Below are 16,244 nucleotides of genomic sequence, written 5' to 3'. Positions count from 1 at the left end.
GGCGCGACCTTCGGTTACAACGCCCAGACCGGCGAGTATGGCGACATGATCGCCATGGGCATCGTCGACCCGGTCAAGGTCGTGCGCACCGCTCTCCAGGACGCGGCCTCGGTCGCCGGCCTGCTCGTCACCACCGAAGCCATGATCGCCGAAGCCCCGAAGAAGGAATCTGCCGGCGGTATGCCGGGCGGCATGCCTGGCGGCGGCATGGGTGGCATGGGTGGTGGGATGGGCTTTTAAAGCTCCACGCATCTCGACAATTTCGAAAGGGCGGCAAGCAAAGCCGCCCTTTCGTCGTGTCCATTGCGCCGGTTGTCGGCGACCCGCAAGCGGGGATATAGGCCCGACAAGGGTTAAGCTTATGTTTGGAGCAACTGCCCGACAACGCGGGACTCTGCTATTGATGATAATGCAAATTTGCATTATCTAATCGTGTCGATGAATTGGAGCTGTAAGATGACGACATTGACGGTGACGGCACGGGGACAGGTGACCTTTCGCAAGGACGTTCTGCAGCATCTGGGAATCAGACCGGGCGAGAAGATCGAACTTGATCTGCTCCCCGACGGCCGGGCGGAATTGAAGGCGGCGCGGGCGAAGGGATCATTCAGGGAGCTCTCCGGTTTTCTCAAGGGCAAGACGAATGGCCGCGTGTTGAGCATTGAAGAGATCAACGAGGCTATTGCGGAAGCGGGCACTGCAGCTGGATCGAGCAAGGAATGAAAGTCACGGCCGACACCAACGTTCTGCTGCGTGCCTATGTCGCCGACGATGAACAACAAGCGGAAGCAGCCGTCGATCTCCTGGCGAAGGCAGACATCGTGGCCGTTAGCCTTCAGGCCTTGTGCGAGTTCGCATGGGTTTTGGCCCGACAATATCAAACCGCACGCTTAGATATAGTGGCGGCAATCAGGGCCTTGTCGAACACCGCGAATGTCGTCGTCAACCGGCCAGCTGTCGAGGCAGGGCTTGCAGTGCTTGAGGCCGGCGGTGATTTTGCGGACGGCGTGATTGCCTTCGACGGCGACTGGCTGGGCGGGGAGACATTCGTCTCCTTCGACCGCAAGGCGGTTAAACTTCTGTCTGCGCAAGGACATCCTGTTCGACTTCTTTCGTAGCCGTCTTCAGGAGTGTCGCATGACCGCGCTTGGCGGTTCCGCGGTGACCACAGTTAACCATTGCGCGCCGATGGTCGCGCGCCGCCATCGGGCTGCGCAAGCCGAACGCCCGGGCCGCCGCCATTTTGCGCAATGAACTCGATGCCTGCCACCTCAAAGGCCGCGGTCGCCGTCGGCACCCCTAACCGGGAACGTGATGCCATGCTCCGACACCATGTTCCCTCGCTTCACCAAAGAACGTGCGCACGGCCTTGTCCGATAGGTCGATCTCCTTCCAAGCAACCAATGTCACAGCACGCAGCCCATGGCGAAGCACGGGATCGATGTCGAAAAAACCTTCTCGACGTAGCGTTTCACCCAGTCAGGCGAATAGGTGGTCACATAGAATGGCTTGCGCGGTTCCTCATAAACCGGCCTGACGGTAAGAAAGGCCGCCGTCTCAAGGCCGTAGACGGAGGCGATGGCCAAGTCGCCGAGGTTGGACACCCGGAGAGTAAACGGTAGCGAAACTGCTGATGGGCGCGCCACGCAAATGGGGCGCGATTGCAGACATCGCGTGACTACTCTATTCTGCGCTTTTGTGCGATTTGTCTGACTAAGAGGAAAAACGTTGGCCGAGGGTGAAACGAGCAACGCGTTTATTGAACTAACCGCCGAAATTGTTTCGGCATACGTATCCAACAACCCGGTTCCAATGGGAGAACTTGCCTCTGTGATCGACCGGGTATACCGATCGTTGAACTCGTTGCCGTTTGGTGCCCAGTCCCAACCAGAGGCAGAGCCGCTGAGGCCGGCGGTTCCGATCAGAAAATCTGTGACGCCGGATTTCATCATTTCGTTGGAAGACGGCAAAAAGTTCAAGTCTCTCAAGCGTCACCTGGCTACGAGCTATGGCATGACACCTGCCGACTATCGTGCGAGATGGAGCCTGCCTTCCGATTACCCTATGGTTGCACCGAACTACGCGGCAACTCGCTCGTCTTTGGCGAAAAAGGCGGGCTTAGGGCGAAAACCACCCCAGCAGGCTGCAAAAGGATCGTCGGTTCAGAAATCTGGCAAGCAGAAGCCCAAAGCCTGATCGAACGTTTCCAGCAAAGATCGCTCCTTCACTCAGGGAAGCTCTGCACCGAGGACTGGCACGCGTTCTACAGTGCTGCTCTCTTCAGTAGTGGTTTCCTTGTTCAATTGGCATGTAATCAAGGAAGAAGTTATGACGCGGCAAACCCGACCGTTTATCGTGGAAGTCAAGCAAAGGCGCGGCTATCAAAAACGCGACAATTCCATTTGGGGCGACATGGATCTCTCAGCCGCTTTCGCCGAGACGACACGGCAACTCGAGGAGATGGACATGTCAAACCGTAAGTTTGTTGATTCCAATATCGTGACCTTTAATGCTGAACGTTTGGACCAGGAAAAAGTGGAGCATCACATGGCAGAGACCGAGCATACTGAATCGTTAAACGCCGCCACGAAAGGCGCTGCGAACATCGAGGCTCCAGAGACGAAGAAGAAGAGCCGCCCGCCGCGAAACACAAAGACGGATTTGAAATCACCTGCTCCTAAGAACGGCGCCTCATCCGAGGCCAGTAAGGGGGTCGGATCAGTACGGCTCGGCCGCAAAATGTACTCCGAAGAGGAGCGCGTCAAAAAGCTCAGTCAAATCGAAAAGTTGCTTGGTGGCGGCGCCACTCTAAAGAGCGCCGTTAAGCAGGCCGGCACAACGGAGCAGACCTATTATCAATGGAAGAAGAGGGCCGCGGTGACCGCGGAGGCCGCGCCAGCGAGTGACGATCTCAAAGATCTTCTGGCGCTGGAGGAAGAAAACAAGCGGTTGAAGAACCTGCTTGCTGAACGTCTGCGCGCGGAGAACGCGGAACTGAAGAGGCGGCTGGGGCTGTAACATGGCAGTCCAACCCCCACGGGTTCGAATGGGAGCGGCGCCGTCGCCGCGTAGCCTTTGCGCCATGCAGAAAAAAATCGGATATCGCCGGCTCCTGAAAGGCGCGGAAGTCAATGCGGCAGCTCGTACATCCGCCTGTTCAGCCGATCGGCCGATCGGGCGAACCCGCTAGCAAATTGCGCACTCGGAGTGCCCTCACCCTCCGGGCCACTTCTAACGTATCTGGTGCTCGCCCCTTGCTGCCAAAGGCATAAGCCTGATCAGTCGCCAGGTGGTCCTCGCTTGCCAACAGGGTCAGATCCGGTGTCGATCGGCTGCTTGCCTCCATCACTCCAACACTCGGATCCGGCTCGCGCTTTCGCCAGAGGGGCAAGCACAACCTACCTTCGTAAACTGCCTCTTTCGCGGCTTAAGATCGACCGATCTTTTGTCCAGGATCTGCTGACCGATGCCGACTGCGCCGCGATTGTAAGATCATTGATTGAGCTAGCGCATGAGCTTCGAATTGAGGCAACAGCCGAAGGCGTGGAAACTCCCGAACAACTCGCCTGTCTGCGCCCACGTCAGATGCGACGAAGCTCAAGGCAATCTGATCTGGAACCTGTGGTGATAGATGACATCCTGGCATTGCCGCGAAGCCGTTTGGTCAGGAGCTAAGACCTTGAATAACAGGACCGGCGCTTTGGCGGCGTGGTCTTGGTTGGGCATGCCGCGGTCGCCCTCAAGACGTGGCTTATGGCTCGCTCAGCCCATTGCTATTCTCGGCCGATAGGTCAATGACGAGGAAAGTAAGGGTTGGCCGTGCCACGTTACGTTTGAGGAGAGGGGTCGCAAGCAATCTGATCTTGGAACAGAAATGTCGTGGGATCCAGACATAGCGACTTCGCGATGCCAGCAATTGTATTGACACTGATATTTCCAGCGCCGCGTTCCAACTTCGCTAACGTCATCTCCGAGACGCCGATCAACTTTGCCATCTGATAGCACAGAAGATTCCGGCGCTCGCGCTCGCTGTTGATAATGGTGCCAAGACGCCTCCGGATTGATTGGTCTCCAAGCTCATGAATCCAGGGCTCGATATCGGTTTTAGCTGTCAACAACGTGGCAATCGAGATCCGAAGCGAACGGGCCATCATGTCTAAGGTACGCAAGGTGACATTGTTCCTACGCTGAGCAGTTTTGATATACGTCCGGTAGGCGAGACCCTTACCAGGCGACGTATGAAACAACTGCGCCATGTCCTGGAGACGAAGCCGCCTTTGTCGGCGTTCGGCCTCGAGGACCGTCGTATGTTGACGCGAAGCGGGTTGTCCACTTCGCCCTTTCCATTTCGCTTCATAAATCGATGCGTGCGCACAACCTGCCTGTCGCTCGGCCCTTTTTGCCCTGACGATATAGCCCATAGTAAAATGACAGACAAGATAGCCCGAACGCCTGTCATTTTCCCACCCCGGCGTTCATTCGGCAACTTTAGCGATTGCGGCTCACCGGGGATGTCAGCGTCGATGGTAGTGCACCAAAATTTCTATGCAATGTCGCTCGTCGGATGCCGCGTAGACCACGGTTCCAGCCAACTGGATAATGACGCGTCTGGCGTTATCTCGCCCTAACATGTCCCCTGAGAGTCAGGGTGTCGCATGTCTTTGTCGTAAGTGGTAATTGTCTTTGCGACAGGAAACCCCCACCATGATGATTGGCTATGCCCGGGTCTCGGCCCAGGGCCAGGACCTCGACCAGCAGCGCGCGGCGCTTGGCGCGGCCGGCTGCATTCGCCTGTTTGAGGAAAAGGTTTCCGGCAAAGCGTGATCGGCCCGAGCTGGCGAAGCTCCTCGATCATTTGCGTCCAGGCGATGTCGTGGAGCGCACCAGCGCCGGCCGGATCGCGACCAGGGCGCATGGTGTGCGGTTCGGTCCTTCCCCTGCCCTATCGGCCGAGCAGATCACACACGCCCGCCAGCTCTTCGCCCAGGACAAGCCCGTCATCGAGGTTGCACGGCTCCTGAAGGTGCATCGAGCAACCCTCTATAGGGCGCTCGAACAGCGGCTTCGAGAAGCTCGCAGCGGTACCAGGCAAGGCTACCCCCGAAGCCGCTGAGTTCGTCCAGTCGGATGCCGCTGCGGCATAGCGCGCTTTCAGCTTGCGATTGCCCCATGGTCCAGCCTTGCCGAAATCCAGCAAGTCAGGACCGCCCAGCGTCAACTCGACACTGAGGCCCCTCCCTGGCCCATCGGGCACCGGTCCGGATACGAGCACCCTCCCCTCCCACATCGTATGATGTCAGAGGCACTTGCACAGCGATTTGCAAGATAGTTTATTGACTCAATGACTCTGGAGAGGGCGATTCATGGGAACCAGTAATCAACTTTGCGTCGTGCACCTACGGCGGCATCGTCGGCTGCGACCTGGGCCAGACCGCGACGCTGGGAAAGCAGACGTGGCCTTATGGCGTTGTCGCCATGGCATGGCCCGCTCCACCGGAAATCCTCGCCTGCAATGACCCCCGATCCAGATATGCGTTCTTGTCGTCACATCCTCCACCTCGTCGCATCCGCGGCCCTGCTCGCCGGTTGCGCCGGGCGAGTGCCGGATGCTTCACATTCGGCCGGCCCCGTTTCGGTTACGGACTCCTATTGGAAGCCCGATCGGGTCAGTCGCAGCCGGCAAGAATATGCGCCCGATTTGGGCCGCTTCCCACCGGTCATTACCCAGCGAACCGGCTACCCCACCGAAGCTCAGGCGAATAGCGCCTTGCGCCGCTCGCATTGGAGCTCCGTGCCTGTGCGCACGCTCGTTACCAAGGAAGGCATCCAGACGATCTCCGTCCCTGCGGAAGCCCCGCACACGATCGCCGCAGGCGTTCGTGTCTTTGCGTGCCGGCCCGGAGCGCTCAACGGCTATACCGGCCGCGTGCAACACTACGACGGCCCCGTCGTCGTCTGCGCTTCCGACCTCCTGTCTGCCGATCGTCGCGTGCTCGCCCGAGTACCTCTCAACTTCTACTACTGGCAGAAGGCTTGGCGCGTCCAAGACCCGAGGCCCTCCTACACGTCCGTACCGTGGGCTGATCAGGAACCCTCGCCACCCAAGAGCAAGGGCTGGTTCGGCAACCGCTATTGAGCAGCGGCCGTCACACTGACGCGTGTCGGCTGGCCAGATGCGCACAGAAGCCGACGGCCAAACCAATGGCAAGGCGCCACGGAGGCCGCATCGCTCACCTCCAGCCGAAAAACCGTGCTCCCGTAATTTTTCTTTTAGGCACAAGCCCGGCGAGCGACGTTTTCGCAAGGCTTTCGCTCAATCCCTTTACGTAGTGAAATCAGTGTCAGTGCTCGGCATTGCTGACGGTCGCCCAACTCTCAGGGTATCGCGCATTCGGCATTTCGGGGATCAAGCGGCGGGCTGCCCAGCCTCCCAACATCGTAGCTACTTCACGGTCCTATCGGTTAGGTTCTGCTCTTCTGCTGGGGGCTCGCTTCGTACGAAAATGTCCAGCACTTGAGCGATATCGACTCCTGACGGCGATCCGTTGCGCACCATACCCCTCGATACCGCCGAGCGCATGGCTCCAATGACGCAGCAGGCCGCCACGAGCGCTGCCACGGCATCGCCATCGGTCTCGGTCAATAGCTGCTCCGCCAGCGCCCTCGCTCCTCGCGGAATTTGATCGACATCTCCACCACAAAGCGACCACTGACGATTTTTTTCCGTCACGGCGACAACTCCCCGACTGTTCGATTTGACCATTGGCGGCCGAGCTGGCGGAGCGGATCTCCGATCGCCGCTGTCAGCACATGAGACAGCCCGATCGCAATCGCGATCGAGAGCGTTGCCGTCGCCGGAGCGCCCAGGAATTGGCCAAGGGACCATTTGAACAGCCCCAGCACCGGTAGATGGATCAGATAGAGAGCATAAGAGATGTCTCCCAAGTGCCGCAGAATCCGCCTTGGCCAGTTCACAGAACCATTCCGCAAGGTCGCCCTTGTCACGACCCATCCGCACATCAGCGCCAGTGCGGCAGTCGCCACGCCATGTGTCGCCGGCGGCAAGATCGCCAGCATGAAGGCCCCGACCGTCATCCAGAACGCCGCTTCCATGTTGCCGATCTCCCGAAGGTGTTCCGCTAGCCGTGGCCATGCGCTCGTCCCGATGATGGCGCCGCTCGCCAGCCCGACCGCGATTGCATCGATGCGGAACGTCCAGAGCGTCCCGCCCCATGGCCGCGGCGTGAACGCCCCGGCCACGAGAACGAGCCCGGCCAGCGCGACGAGCGCCCGCCGCGGTAGCAAGAACACCAAGAGCGGAGCCAGTAGATAAAATTGCATCTCGGCGGCGACCGACCAGAATGGCCCAAACGCAAAGGCGTTACCGCATCCTGTGGCGCCCCCGAAACAGGGCGCCCAATGCGCATTCGAAATGAAGGCGAATGCCGCCTTCGCGTCTGCAGGCTCAACGCCGCTTCCCGGGATGATTAACCCGATCGAGAGAATGGCGCCGACGCACCAGGCCAGCGGCACGATCCGCATGGCACGCCTGATATAGAAGGCGGAGGCCGCATCGAGCGCTCCGCGCTCGAGGCGAAGGCTTCGCAATGAGCGTTCCACCACCAAGCCGGAAATCACAAATAACAAGTCGACCCCGACGCTCCACGCTGGCGCAAGCAGCAAAGCGGCGACCGTCCCGCCTTCTCCGAAGACCGGCCCGACATGCGAAAGCACCACCAGCCCAATCGCCAGGCCTCGCAATTCATCCAGCCCGAATAGGCGGGCTTCTTGTTTCATTCAAATATCACGCTCGACAATCACTACGACATTGATTTAATCATAGGGCATGAGAGCGAGGAAAGGAATGCATGGACGGCCTGACATTTGTCGCAGTCGCGACTGCCCTTACATTAGCGCCCCACGCTTCGGCTCAGTCGCTCACGCATGATCCGAACGCCTGGCGCGCCGTCGCGTACGCCGATCTCGAGCTCCCGAATTCGGAAGCCGTGCCCTACGCCTCCCTATGGGCGGATCGACTGAAGAAAAACAACGACGCCTATGTGGCTAAAGGCGATATGCGCTTTGCGGTCGCCAATGCGCCAGCTTCCGAGAGTCACATCGTCGTTCGCAGCCCGACCAAAACCGTCGTCCTCTCGGTCCTGCACACGCTCACCGGCTGCTCGCCCATTCGCACCGATCCGGTCGGCAAAGCCACGCTGAAACGGTGTCCCATGCGCTTGGCGATTTATCAGAACGGCCGATCCACGGTCGCTGACGCTGGCTCCGGCTGTTTCATCGAATATGGCGCGCAACCGAATAGCGTCCGCCCTGACCTCGCTCGGAATGGTGCAATGGGTGCGTATGACGTTCAGGCCAAAAGCATTCGCGCCGGCATCGTATTCCAAGGTGAAATCGCCCCGGAATGCCAATTCCGGGTCCCTATCCCGCAACCCTAGGGGAAGCCGCGATGCCTGGTTTGATTCCGGCAACCTCGATATTCGGAAGGAGCGCAACCATGATCGACGTGGAAAACCTGACCTTATTCGGTACACCAGCGTGCCACGGGCCATCGCCAGCGGATCAAGGCTTCTTTCACAACGCGCGATGCGCGGCATTGACCGCGGCTCCCGCCGGCGGTCACGGCGGGATGATGTTGGGGAGATTTGGCATGGCCAGCCCGACAATCTTCGCGACTCTAGCCGTCTTGATCTCGCCGGCGATCGCGCAAGCGCTTGATCCGCTGAAGGCTCCGCAGGGATCATATGTAGTTTCCACGCACACATGTGCCGATCTCGACCAAGGCGTCGGCGCTCTCGAACTTGCGGAGTTCGACGGCTCCGCAATCACCGTCGGCCCGAGTACCTGCAAGATAGCAGGCACCCGTCATGCAGACGATGCGTTCCAAGCCTCATGTACCGAACGTGGCAGCAGCTCCCCGGTTATCACGCCGATGAAGATTACGCGCCCATCCAGCGACGCGCTCTCCATCAATGGCGCCATCTATAATTTCTGCCCGGGGAAGTAAGATGCTGCGTCCCTTCCCGTTACTCCTCTCCGCGCTCCTGGTCGTTGGACAAGCGCCTGTCGCGCAAGCGAATTCCTTCGATCAGGATGCAAGTTCTTGCGACCTCCATGACAAAACAACATTGCGTTCGCTTTGTACGAACGGAGCGGGTCTGCCGAGCTATCCGTCCACACAGGAGATGATCGAGCGCAGCCCGAACATCGCCAATATGATTGTAGACGCCGCCAACAAGTATGGCGTTGATCCCAAGCTCGCTCTTGCCGTATCGGCTCACGAAGGCGCGATGTCAGCATGTGCCGGCTCTTTCAGTGGCGTTCTTGGGCCGATGCAGCTTACGGGGGCGACCGGCCGGACCTACGGAATGGATCGGGGTATCTTGTCCGAAAACATTGAAGGCGGCGTAATGACGCTTCGCGATGCCGTCAAATCCTGCGGCGGCACGTCAAGTATTCGCTGCCTCGCCGATCGCTACAACGGAAGCACTGAAAGCCAGCGCCGTAACTGGACGAACGACGTAAACCGCCGCTATGCCGCCCTCAATTCGGCTGGCCAATCCATTCCTCAGGGATGCGGCGCGCAAGCGGTCTGCCAAATGGGACCAGGCGACTTTCCGACGCCCAATGGCGGTGACACAAAACTCGCTTCATCCGCTCCCGGTCCCGCCGGCAGCGACATCAACGTTGCCCCTGGTCAGGTGTAACCCCGCCTATTGAGGGCCACGCCGCCGGCCCGCGGCCTTCAATGCGAGAGATTTCGCGACGAGAGCTTTCCAACCCCCCGTTTCAGATGGCTTGCCAGCTCCTGGCGCACATCATCAGGCCATTGCTCCATCTCAACGCAGTTCACTTCGGCGGCAACCAGCGACCAGTACAGCAGATCCGCGTGTCGTCCTTCGAACAGAGCCGCCACAATGAACTGTCCGATCACCAACGTGATCGTCTCGGGCTTGCCTTTCTGCCGTAGAAAATCCGAAACCTCTTCCACCCATGGTTTCGGGTGGCAATCGACGAACGCGGCCGCTTCTTTATAAAGCGCATCGTCTCCTGTGACTTGCCAGATATTCGCTCGCATCGTGAACCCTTCAGCAAAATAAGGCCATTGCATCGACGCTGGCGGATTTCTTGGCGCGAGTCAAAGAAATATAAAATAGATTTCCTGCCAATCGTAGCAAATGAATCTACGCTCGTTGTTTAGCGTCTCCTACTTTACTTGTATCTACTGGTTTGCCCTGCGTCCCTTTTTGGCCGGAGGCAGCCGCTTCTTCTCAGAGGTTGCCCCAGCGGGGTTGGCTGCCTCTTTCAAAGAAGGAACACCACTGAAATCCGTCATCGAGCGCTTCACAGCCCGCGTGGCCTCAATATGCCGCGCAATCTCGGTGAAGCTGAAGCCGAACGTCTCGATGTCCCGCTTCACGCTGTCGTCGTCACCAGTCCGACCAATGAGCGTCCACACCGGAACCTTCAGGTGCCGCGCCAGCCGCTCCAGGGTGACGAATGTCGGGTTCCCCTTCCCCGTCCGCAACTGGTAGAGAGTGCCGCGCGATAGCCCCGTAGCGTCGGCAAAACTCGCATAGTCCGGGTACTCGTTCTCGATTTGCCGAAGTCGCAGCGCCAGCAGGATCGAAAGCCAACCATCGCTGTCTTCTGTCTTGTTTTTAAATATCGGCACAGCTGCCCCCCTTGCTATCGGTCGGAATATGACGGCCATTTTTTGCAGAATGTCTAGTGCTCAGGGCTTGTAGCCCAAACGATAGCTCATTGCCCTATTAAAGTGTCTCGGCATTCTCCCCGTCGGAAAGTGACGGTGCGCGGCTTTTGACCCGCTAAATCGTTCGAGATGCACGACGGCATTTGACAATCCGCATGCCTTTTTGAAAGCAAATAATTAAATGAATCCAGCTTGGATGTCCGGGAATCCCTACACTATCAATTTGTCATGTGCCACCTCATCTGGAGGGACAACCCTGATCTCTGCCCTTGCGGTAGGGAGCCCTGCAATCGTTGCCAAAATCCCTCGAAAGGCCCGGTTCAGGTCGACCAGACGCGAGACCTCGGCGCCGCTGGATTTGGCGATTGCGAAAAGCGCTTGATCCAACGGGGGCCATCCTATCTCCATGATCATTATAATGACGGTCAATCTGTGATATTATAATGATCAACATCGAAAATAGGAGACTCTCCGTCATGTTCATGAGGTTGGCGTTCGCAATTTTCTCCGGCGGCGTGCTCGCTTTCTTCGCCCTGCCCGATCAGGAAGCCGGCCTTCGCATGCTCAGCTTTTCCACTGCTTTCTTGATCCTGTCCCTCGCCGCCGTCTGTGTCATCGAATTGGTAAGCCGCAGTATCGGACATTTTCGTCTTCGGCCGTCGTCACAATCGCCGCGCTGTGATGACGATCTTCCTTTGCAAGACGCTGCAGAGGTTGAGCGCTCCGCCTGGTCAACGTCCGGCGTCAACCCCAAGGATTCGAAACTGGCCTGGCAGTACCGCGTCAACGATCAGCGTCTTGGCCGCTTCAAACTCTAACAGGCTCTGCGTGCCAGGATCTGCCCAACACGCACACAGACGATCCTGCCGGTCCGTCAGGTCTGCGAGCTCTAGATACGGTAGTCCCAAATGATTCGAGGGTTTCGCAACGCAGCGTCCCGAATTCCCAAAAGGCCCCGACCGAGCCGGCCAGGAACGCCACAAATGTGCCGATCGTCTAAAGGGTTCCGCGCCCGCGCGCAGTCACAAGGCGTTCCTGCGCAGACACCACCATGCGGTTCACGCGCAAATGGTTCTCTTAACTACCTCATGCAACGGCTCCTGATCGCAAATCTCGAGTGATGGCGCTCTCAGCGATGCAGGGCTTGGGCTACCTGCCCGAGGCGATCCTGCCGTCAGGACGGCTAAGTCCTGGCCCTTGAACCGCCGCGGCTATTTCACCGGCAATGTTCATCTCGCTATTAAGTCATTCTATTGATCCGAAAGCGGGTTGGCGGCATTATCAGGTCCATGACAAAGGTGTCGTGGCCAAGCGCTGCGCAGGTATATAGCGCTTTAGGAGGGTACCCGGCGCGCGGGAGCTACTTGTGCCGTTGCCCAGTACCAAGTCACGGGCAGGGGAAAGGCGACCGCCATCCCTCCCTCTCTGTTCGTGACGGGGATTATCGTCTTATGCTCTACTGCTTTGCGGGCTGCGATCCCGTCGACATTGAGACCGCCATTGCGGACCTGGATTTGTCGAAGCGCGCGGCCGAGCCTCTGCGTCGTGTTCGTCCGGCGGCGCCCAAAACCACGGCGACGGACGCGCTCGCGCTGTGGTCGAGAGCGATTGCGCTCGCCGGCACGCACGCCGAAGCTTATCTTGCCTCTCGCCGTCTGCCGGCGACATTGCCAACGTTGCGCTATCTGCCGGATTATCGGTTGGGGAAGAATCGCTTTCCCGCGCTGGTGGCTGCTCTGCAGGCCCCAGACCGTTCAATCTGTTCGGTGCAGCTCACTCTCTTGCACCCGACACGGCCAGAAAAGGCAAGGCTGGACGAGCCGCGCCGCATCATCGGCCCGAGCCGGGGCTTTGCCTTGCGGCTCGCCCCAGCGGCCGCCGTCCTTGGTATTGCCGAAGGCTATGAGACCGGCCATGCTGTAATGCTGCGATACGGCCTGCCCGTCTGGTGCTCACTGGGAGCACCACGTTTGCCGTTTCTTCAGCTGCCCGAATGCGTACAGCGGATCGTCGTCTTCGCCGATCCGGACAAGCCCGGCCTCAGCGCGGCCGAGCGCGTTCGCGAAGCCAACCCTGAGCGCCAGGTCCTCATTCACAGACCGCCCGACGATCGGGATTTCGCGGAACTGTGGGAGAACGATCCGACGCCCGAGACCTTACCCTTGGATCTTCTGCTGCGCGAAACACTCGGCGAAGACACCTGAACCTCTCGGCGAACCAGCTTGCCATCAACTTTGATCACAAATTGGCACCACTTGTTCTGGCGAAGGGCGCCTTCGCTCAGTCGCTCAATGAGGACTCACATCGCCAAAGTGGAGGAAGGGAATTTTACAAGCGGACACAAATACGCAATTCTCTTTCTCTATAGATTTTATATACAAAGTTATCCTGCCCTCGTTGTCGCTGCTGCGGCCGCATTTTCAAGGAGAGGGACAGGACCGAATGACCAGACCCGCAATCGTCGGATTTTCCGGCAGCTTCAGTTCTCCTTCCCGAACCCGCGCTTTGGTCGAAGAGATCGTGAGGCGAACGGCGCAACAATACGACAGGAGCTTCGAGGTCATCGAGATTGGCCAGTTCCTGCCTTCGCTGGGCGCCGCGTCCCGCCTTTCTGATCTGGACACGAAGGCACGGAGACTTGTTGACCATCTCCTGCAGGCCGAAGCACTGATCGTCGCAAGCCCGGTCTACAAAGGCAGCTACGCTGGCCTGTTCAAGCATTTCATCGACCTGTTGGAGCCCACCGCTTTCCTAGGCAAGCCGGTACTTCTGGCCGCGACCGGCGGCGGAGACCGACACGCGTTGATTGTCGAGCATCAGCTGCGGCCGCTCTTCGGGTTCTTCGAGGCGCGAACGCTGGCGACAGGCATCTATGCTTCAGAACGCGACTTCCTCGACCAGACCTCCGTCTCTCCGACACTCGCCGATCGGCTCGATCGGCTCGATCGAGCGATCGGGCAATTCGCGCCGTATCTGGCGTCAAGAACTCGAGACCAGTTGGTTGCACATTCAGACCTTCCTCAGGCGGACATCGCTATCGCCCGCGGCCAATGGCGCGCTTCGAACCGGGTTTCAAACGCAAATCTCGGCTGAAGCGCCTTCTCCAGCCCTGTCTGGATCTTCGAGAAATCGTCAGCCGCAGCCACAAAACTCAATCCGCCTGGAGACTAGCCATGACCAAGCCTGCTTTCATTGGTGCAACCATTCCGGAAGCCGATGTTGCTCCACTCACATCACGCGTCGGCGCAGAGATCCGCAACGTGCGTCTATCCGGTGATCTGCCCCATGCTGTCGTGGTGGCGATCAACGGGCTTCTGCTGCGCCACAAGGTCGTGTTCTTCCGCGACCAGGGACACCTGGACGATGCCGAGCAGGAGCGTTTCGCCCAACGGCTCGGCGATTTGGTAGCGCATCCGACGCAAGGGCCAATCGTGGGAACGGCCTCGATCCTCGAACTCGATTCAAGCCGCGGTGGAGGGCGCGCCGATCAGTGGCACACCGACGTTACGTTCGTCGACGCCTATCCAAAATTCTCGGTCCTGCGCGGCGTGGTCATTCCGCCGGCCGGCGGCGACACGATCTGGTCGAATACCGCGGCCGCCTATGAGAGTTTGCCGCCAACGCTCAAGCGCCTCGCCGACGATCTTTGGGCGGTCCACAGCAACGCCTACGACTACGCGGCGGTGCGACCGCGGGCGACAGAGGCGGAAACAAAACACTTCGACGAGGTGTTCACTTCGACGATCTACGAGACCGAACACCCGGTTGTGCGGGTTCATCCGGAGACCGGTGAGCGCACCCTCCTGCTCGGCAATTTCGTGCAGCGGTTCGTCGGCCTGTCCAGAAGCGACTTCCACCGGGTCTACGAATTGTTCCAATCCTACGTTACCGCACCGGAAAACACCGTTCGCTGGCGTTGGCAGCAGGGTGATGTGGCGATCTGGGACAACCGCGCCACGCAGCACTACGCCGTCAACGACTACGGCGATCACCACCGGGTCGTCCACCGCGCCACTGTCGACGGTGACGTGCCGGTCGCGGTTGACGGGCGGCGCAGCGTCTCGCGCACCAAGGCAGCCAAGCCGGCGAGGATCAAGGCGGCCTGAACACCAGGGGACGTCTCTTCAACTGATGCGACAAGAGGGAATTTGATAATGCCCAGACAGATCAAGCTCGGCGCCTTCCTGCCCGGTGGCGGACAGCATATCGCCGCCTGGCGCCATCCCGATGCGCCGGCCGATGGCGCCACCAATTTCGAGTTCCACAAGCAACTTGCGCGGACCGCCGAGCGTGGGCTGTTCGATGCTTATTTCCTTGCCGACAATCTGACCGTAGGTCTCGGCGCCCGCGAAGCCGGCAACGGCAAGATCGCGGGCTTCGAGCCGGTGACCCTGTTTGCGGCGCTGGCGCCGCTCACCAAGCATCTCGGCTTCATCGCCACCGCCTCCACCACCTATGAGGAGCCCTACACGCTGGCGCGCAAATTCGCCTCGCTCGATCTGTTGTCGAATGGCCGCGCCGGCTGGAACGTCGTGACCTCGGCCGGCGACGAGACCGCCAAGAACTTCAACCGCGACGTCCAGCCCAACCATGCCGACCGCTATGCCCGAGCGCATGAACATGTCGAGACGGTCAAGGCGCTGTGGGACAGCTGGGAAGACGACGCCTTCATTCGCGATAAGAAGACGGGCCGCTTCTACGACAAGGATAAGCTGCACGACATCGACCACAAGGGCGAGCATTTCAGCGTCAAGGGTCCGCTCAACGTGCCGCGCCCCGTGCAAGGTCATCCGGTGGTGGTGCAGGCAGGACAGTCCGAGGATGGGCGTGGGCTCGCGGCGGCCTCGGCCGAGGTGATCTTCACCGCGCATCAGAACCTGGCCTCGGCGCAGGAATTCTATCGCGACATCAAGGCGCGTGTGGCGCAGGCCGGCCGCGATCCCGAACAGGTGCTGATCATGCCGGGCGTTGCGCCCTTCGTCGGTCGCACCGAGGAAGAGGCCCGCGCCAAATACCAAGAGCTCAACGATTTGATCCTGCCCGAGGACGGTGTCGCTCTGCTCAACGCGCTCGCCGGTCAGACGCTCGACATAAGAGGCTATCCGCTCGACGGGCCGCTGCCGCCGAGCAAGGAAACCGAGGGCATGAAGAGCCGTCAGGCGCTGATCCGCCAGATCGCGGACGAGCATAACTTCACCATCCGCGAGCTCTATCAATGGGTGGCGACCGCGCGCGGCCATTACACGGTGATCGGCAGCGCCGTTCAGGTCGCCGACCAACTGGAAGAGTGGTTCAGCAACGGGTCCGCCGACGGCTTCAACATCCTGCCGCCATGGCTGCCCGGCGCGCTCGACGATTTCGTCGATCTGGTCATCCCGGAGTTGCAGCGGCGCGGCCTGTTCCGCACCGCCTATGAAGGCCGGACGCTGCGCGAGAATCTCGGTCTCAGGCGACCGCAGAATCCCTGGACGGCAGCACGTTCGACCGTGCTTGCCGCCGAATGATATCCTGA

25 protein-coding genes are annotated in these 16,244 nt (G+C 59.6%); 16 read left to right on the top strand and 9 right to left on the bottom strand.

Annotated features, from left to right (window positions below; all coding sequences use genetic code 11):
- The 3 genes from AC04SH_RS31975 to AC04SH_RS31965 all read left to right on the top strand — a co-directional run.
- A partial coding sequence (locus AC04SH_RS31975; RefSeq protein WP_488481638.1) for a TCP-1/cpn60 chaperonin family protein occupies positions 1–240 on the top strand: 240 nt, incomplete at its 5' end.
- 216 nt (positions 241–456) lie between these two features.
- Positions 457–723 (top strand): AbrB/MazE/SpoVT family DNA-binding domain-containing protein, encoded by a 267-nt coding sequence (locus AC04SH_RS31970; RefSeq protein WP_488481637.1) that lies wholly within the window; start codon positions 457–459, stop codon positions 721–723.
- Positions 720–1,118, top strand: coding sequence for a type II toxin-antitoxin system VapC family toxin (locus tag AC04SH_RS31965; RefSeq protein ID WP_488481636.1), 399 nt, complete (start codon positions 720–722; stop codon positions 1,116–1,118). The genes AC04SH_RS31970 and AC04SH_RS31965 overlap by 4 nt, the downstream gene beginning before the upstream one ends.
- 53 nt (positions 1,119–1,171) lie before the next feature.
- Here the strand turns inward: AC04SH_RS31965 and AC04SH_RS31960 are convergent, their stop codons facing one another.
- Genes AC04SH_RS31960 through AC04SH_RS31950 form a run of 3 tightly spaced genes read right to left on the bottom strand, consistent with a single transcriptional unit; the run spans position 1,172 to position 1,586 of the window.
- Positions 1,172–1,321, bottom strand: coding sequence for a hypothetical protein (locus AC04SH_RS31960; protein WP_488577800.1), 150 nt, complete (start codon positions 1,319–1,321; stop codon positions 1,172–1,174).
- Entirely contained in the window at positions 1,300–1,410 is a 111-nt protein-coding gene (locus AC04SH_RS31955; protein WP_488481635.1) for a hypothetical protein, read from the bottom strand. The genes AC04SH_RS31960 and AC04SH_RS31955 overlap by 22 nt, the downstream gene beginning before the upstream one ends.
- Complete coding sequence (locus AC04SH_RS31950; RefSeq protein ID WP_488481634.1) at positions 1,407–1,586, bottom strand: hypothetical protein; 180 nt, start codon at positions 1,584–1,586, stop codon at positions 1,407–1,409. The genes AC04SH_RS31955 and AC04SH_RS31950 overlap by 4 nt, the downstream gene beginning before the upstream one ends.
- A gap of 142 nt (positions 1,587–1,728) precedes the next feature.
- Here AC04SH_RS31950 and AC04SH_RS31945 point away from each other — a divergent pair, with 142 nt between their 5' ends.
- The 3 genes from AC04SH_RS31945 to AC04SH_RS31935 all read left to right on the top strand — a co-directional run bounded on the left by AC04SH_RS31945 (position 1,729) and on the right by AC04SH_RS31935 (position 3,675).
- Positions 1,729–2,196, top strand: coding sequence for a Ros/MucR family transcriptional regulator (locus tag AC04SH_RS31945; protein WP_488481633.1), 468 nt, complete (start codon positions 1,729–1,731; stop codon positions 2,194–2,196).
- A 132-nt stretch (positions 2,197–2,328) separates the two neighbouring features.
- Entirely contained in the window at positions 2,329–3,018 is a 690-nt protein-coding gene (locus AC04SH_RS31940) for a transposase (RefSeq protein ID WP_488481632.1), read from the top strand.
- Between the two features lie 189 nt (positions 3,019–3,207).
- Positions 3,208–3,675: an EAL domain-containing protein gene (locus tag AC04SH_RS31935; protein WP_488481631.1), complete on the top strand. Its 468-nt coding sequence runs from the start codon at positions 3,208–3,210 to the stop codon at positions 3,673–3,675.
- A gap of 152 nt (positions 3,676–3,827) precedes the next feature.
- On the opposite strand, the gene AC04SH_RS31930 is transcribed toward AC04SH_RS31935, so the two are convergent.
- Positions 3,828–4,421 (bottom strand): helix-turn-helix domain-containing protein, encoded by a 594-nt coding sequence (locus tag AC04SH_RS31930; protein WP_488481630.1) that lies wholly within the window; start codon positions 4,419–4,421, stop codon positions 3,828–3,830.
- Positions 4,422–4,704: 283 nt separating this feature from the next.
- On the opposite strand from AC04SH_RS31930, the gene AC04SH_RS31925 reads away from it, so the two are divergent.
- Positions 4,705–4,824 carry a recombinase family protein gene (locus AC04SH_RS31925; protein ID WP_488481629.1) on the top strand — a complete coding sequence of 40 codons (120 nt, stop codon included), beginning with the start codon at positions 4,705–4,707 and terminating at the stop codon, positions 4,822–4,824.
- Positions 4,825–4,942: 118 nt separating this feature from the next.
- On the opposite strand, the gene AC04SH_RS31920 is transcribed toward AC04SH_RS31925, so the two are convergent.
- The gene (locus AC04SH_RS31920) at positions 4,943–5,197 is read right to left on the bottom strand and encodes a hypothetical protein (protein WP_488481628.1); all 255 of its coding nucleotides are present in this window, start codon (positions 5,195–5,197) and stop codon (positions 4,943–4,945) included.
- Between the two features lie 600 nt (positions 5,198–5,797).
- On the opposite strand from AC04SH_RS31920, the gene AC04SH_RS31915 reads away from it, so the two are divergent.
- Complete coding sequence (locus AC04SH_RS31915) at positions 5,798–6,136, top strand: hypothetical protein (RefSeq protein ID WP_488577799.1); 339 nt, start codon at positions 5,798–5,800, stop codon at positions 6,134–6,136.
- Between the two features lie 306 nt (positions 6,137–6,442).
- On the opposite strand, the gene AC04SH_RS31910 is transcribed toward AC04SH_RS31915, so the two are convergent.
- Together AC04SH_RS31910 and AC04SH_RS31905 are read right to left on the bottom strand one after the other, a co-directional pair.
- Positions 6,443–6,730 (bottom strand): hypothetical protein, encoded by a 288-nt coding sequence (locus tag AC04SH_RS31910; protein ID WP_488481626.1) that lies wholly within the window; start codon positions 6,728–6,730, stop codon positions 6,443–6,445.
- A complete protein-coding gene (locus AC04SH_RS31905) occupies positions 6,727–7,797 on the bottom strand; it encodes an acyltransferase family protein (protein WP_488481625.1) in 1,071 nt (356 codons plus the stop codon). Before AC04SH_RS31905 ends, AC04SH_RS31910 begins: the two co-directional genes overlap by 4 nt.
- Before the next feature lie 71 nt (positions 7,798–7,868).
- Here AC04SH_RS31905 and AC04SH_RS31900 point away from each other — a divergent pair, with 71 nt between their 5' ends.
- From AC04SH_RS31900 to AC04SH_RS31890, 3 genes are read left to right on the top strand one after another with little or no spacing between them, the layout of a single operon-like run.
- Positions 7,869–8,456, top strand: coding sequence for a hypothetical protein (locus AC04SH_RS31900; protein ID WP_488481624.1), 588 nt, complete (start codon positions 7,869–7,871; stop codon positions 8,454–8,456).
- Positions 8,457–8,515: 59 nt separating this feature from the next.
- The gene (locus AC04SH_RS31895; protein WP_488481623.1) at positions 8,516–9,025 is read left to right on the top strand and encodes a hypothetical protein; all 510 of its coding nucleotides are present in this window, start codon (positions 8,516–8,518) and stop codon (positions 9,023–9,025) included.
- Position 9,026: 1 nt separating this feature from the next.
- On the top strand, positions 9,027–9,725 hold the full coding sequence (locus AC04SH_RS31890) for a transglycosylase SLT domain-containing protein (protein ID WP_488481622.1): 699 nt from the start codon (positions 9,027–9,029) through the stop codon (positions 9,723–9,725).
- 38 nt (positions 9,726–9,763) lie between these two features.
- Here the strand turns inward: AC04SH_RS31890 and AC04SH_RS31885 are convergent, their stop codons facing one another.
- Both AC04SH_RS31885 and AC04SH_RS31880 read right to left on the bottom strand, forming a co-directional pair.
- Positions 9,764–10,096, bottom strand: a complete 333-nt coding sequence (locus AC04SH_RS31885) for a hypothetical protein (protein WP_488577798.1) — start codon at positions 10,094–10,096, stop codon at positions 9,764–9,766.
- A 144-nt stretch (positions 10,097–10,240) separates the two neighbouring features.
- On the bottom strand, positions 10,241–10,693 hold the full coding sequence (locus AC04SH_RS31880; protein ID WP_488481620.1) for a helix-turn-helix domain-containing protein: 453 nt from the start codon (positions 10,691–10,693) through the stop codon (positions 10,241–10,243).
- A gap of 482 nt (positions 10,694–11,175) precedes the next feature.
- Here AC04SH_RS31880 and AC04SH_RS31875 point away from each other — a divergent pair, with 482 nt between their 5' ends.
- The 5 genes from AC04SH_RS31875 (at position 11,176) to AC04SH_RS31855 (ending at position 16,236) form a co-directional block, all read left to right on the top strand.
- Positions 11,176–11,550, top strand: a complete 375-nt coding sequence (locus tag AC04SH_RS31875) for a hypothetical protein (RefSeq protein ID WP_488481619.1) — start codon at positions 11,176–11,178, stop codon at positions 11,548–11,550.
- A 633-nt stretch (positions 11,551–12,183) separates the two neighbouring features.
- A complete protein-coding gene (locus tag AC04SH_RS31870; protein ID WP_488481618.1) occupies positions 12,184–12,936 on the top strand; it encodes a DUF7146 domain-containing protein in 753 nt (250 codons plus the stop codon).
- A 238-nt stretch (positions 12,937–13,174) separates the two neighbouring features.
- The gene (msuE, locus tag AC04SH_RS31865; protein WP_488481617.1) at positions 13,175–13,825 is read left to right on the top strand and encodes an FMN reductase; all 651 of its coding nucleotides are present in this window, start codon (positions 13,175–13,177) and stop codon (positions 13,823–13,825) included.
- Positions 13,826–13,905: 80 nt separating this feature from the next.
- Positions 13,906–14,838, top strand: a complete 933-nt coding sequence (locus AC04SH_RS31860; protein ID WP_488481639.1) for a TauD/TfdA dioxygenase family protein — start codon at positions 13,906–13,908, stop codon at positions 14,836–14,838.
- 48 nt (positions 14,839–14,886) lie between these two features.
- Positions 14,887–16,236 carry an LLM class flavin-dependent oxidoreductase gene (locus AC04SH_RS31855; protein ID WP_488481616.1) on the top strand — a complete coding sequence of 450 codons (1,350 nt, stop codon included), beginning with the start codon at positions 14,887–14,889 and terminating at the stop codon, positions 16,234–16,236.
- Positions 16,237–16,244: the final 8 nt, after the last annotated feature.

It is taken from the genome of Mesorhizobium sp. CNPSo 4688 (genome assembly GCF_057784295.1).
This window is presented reverse-complemented; position numbering and strand designations above follow the sequence as displayed.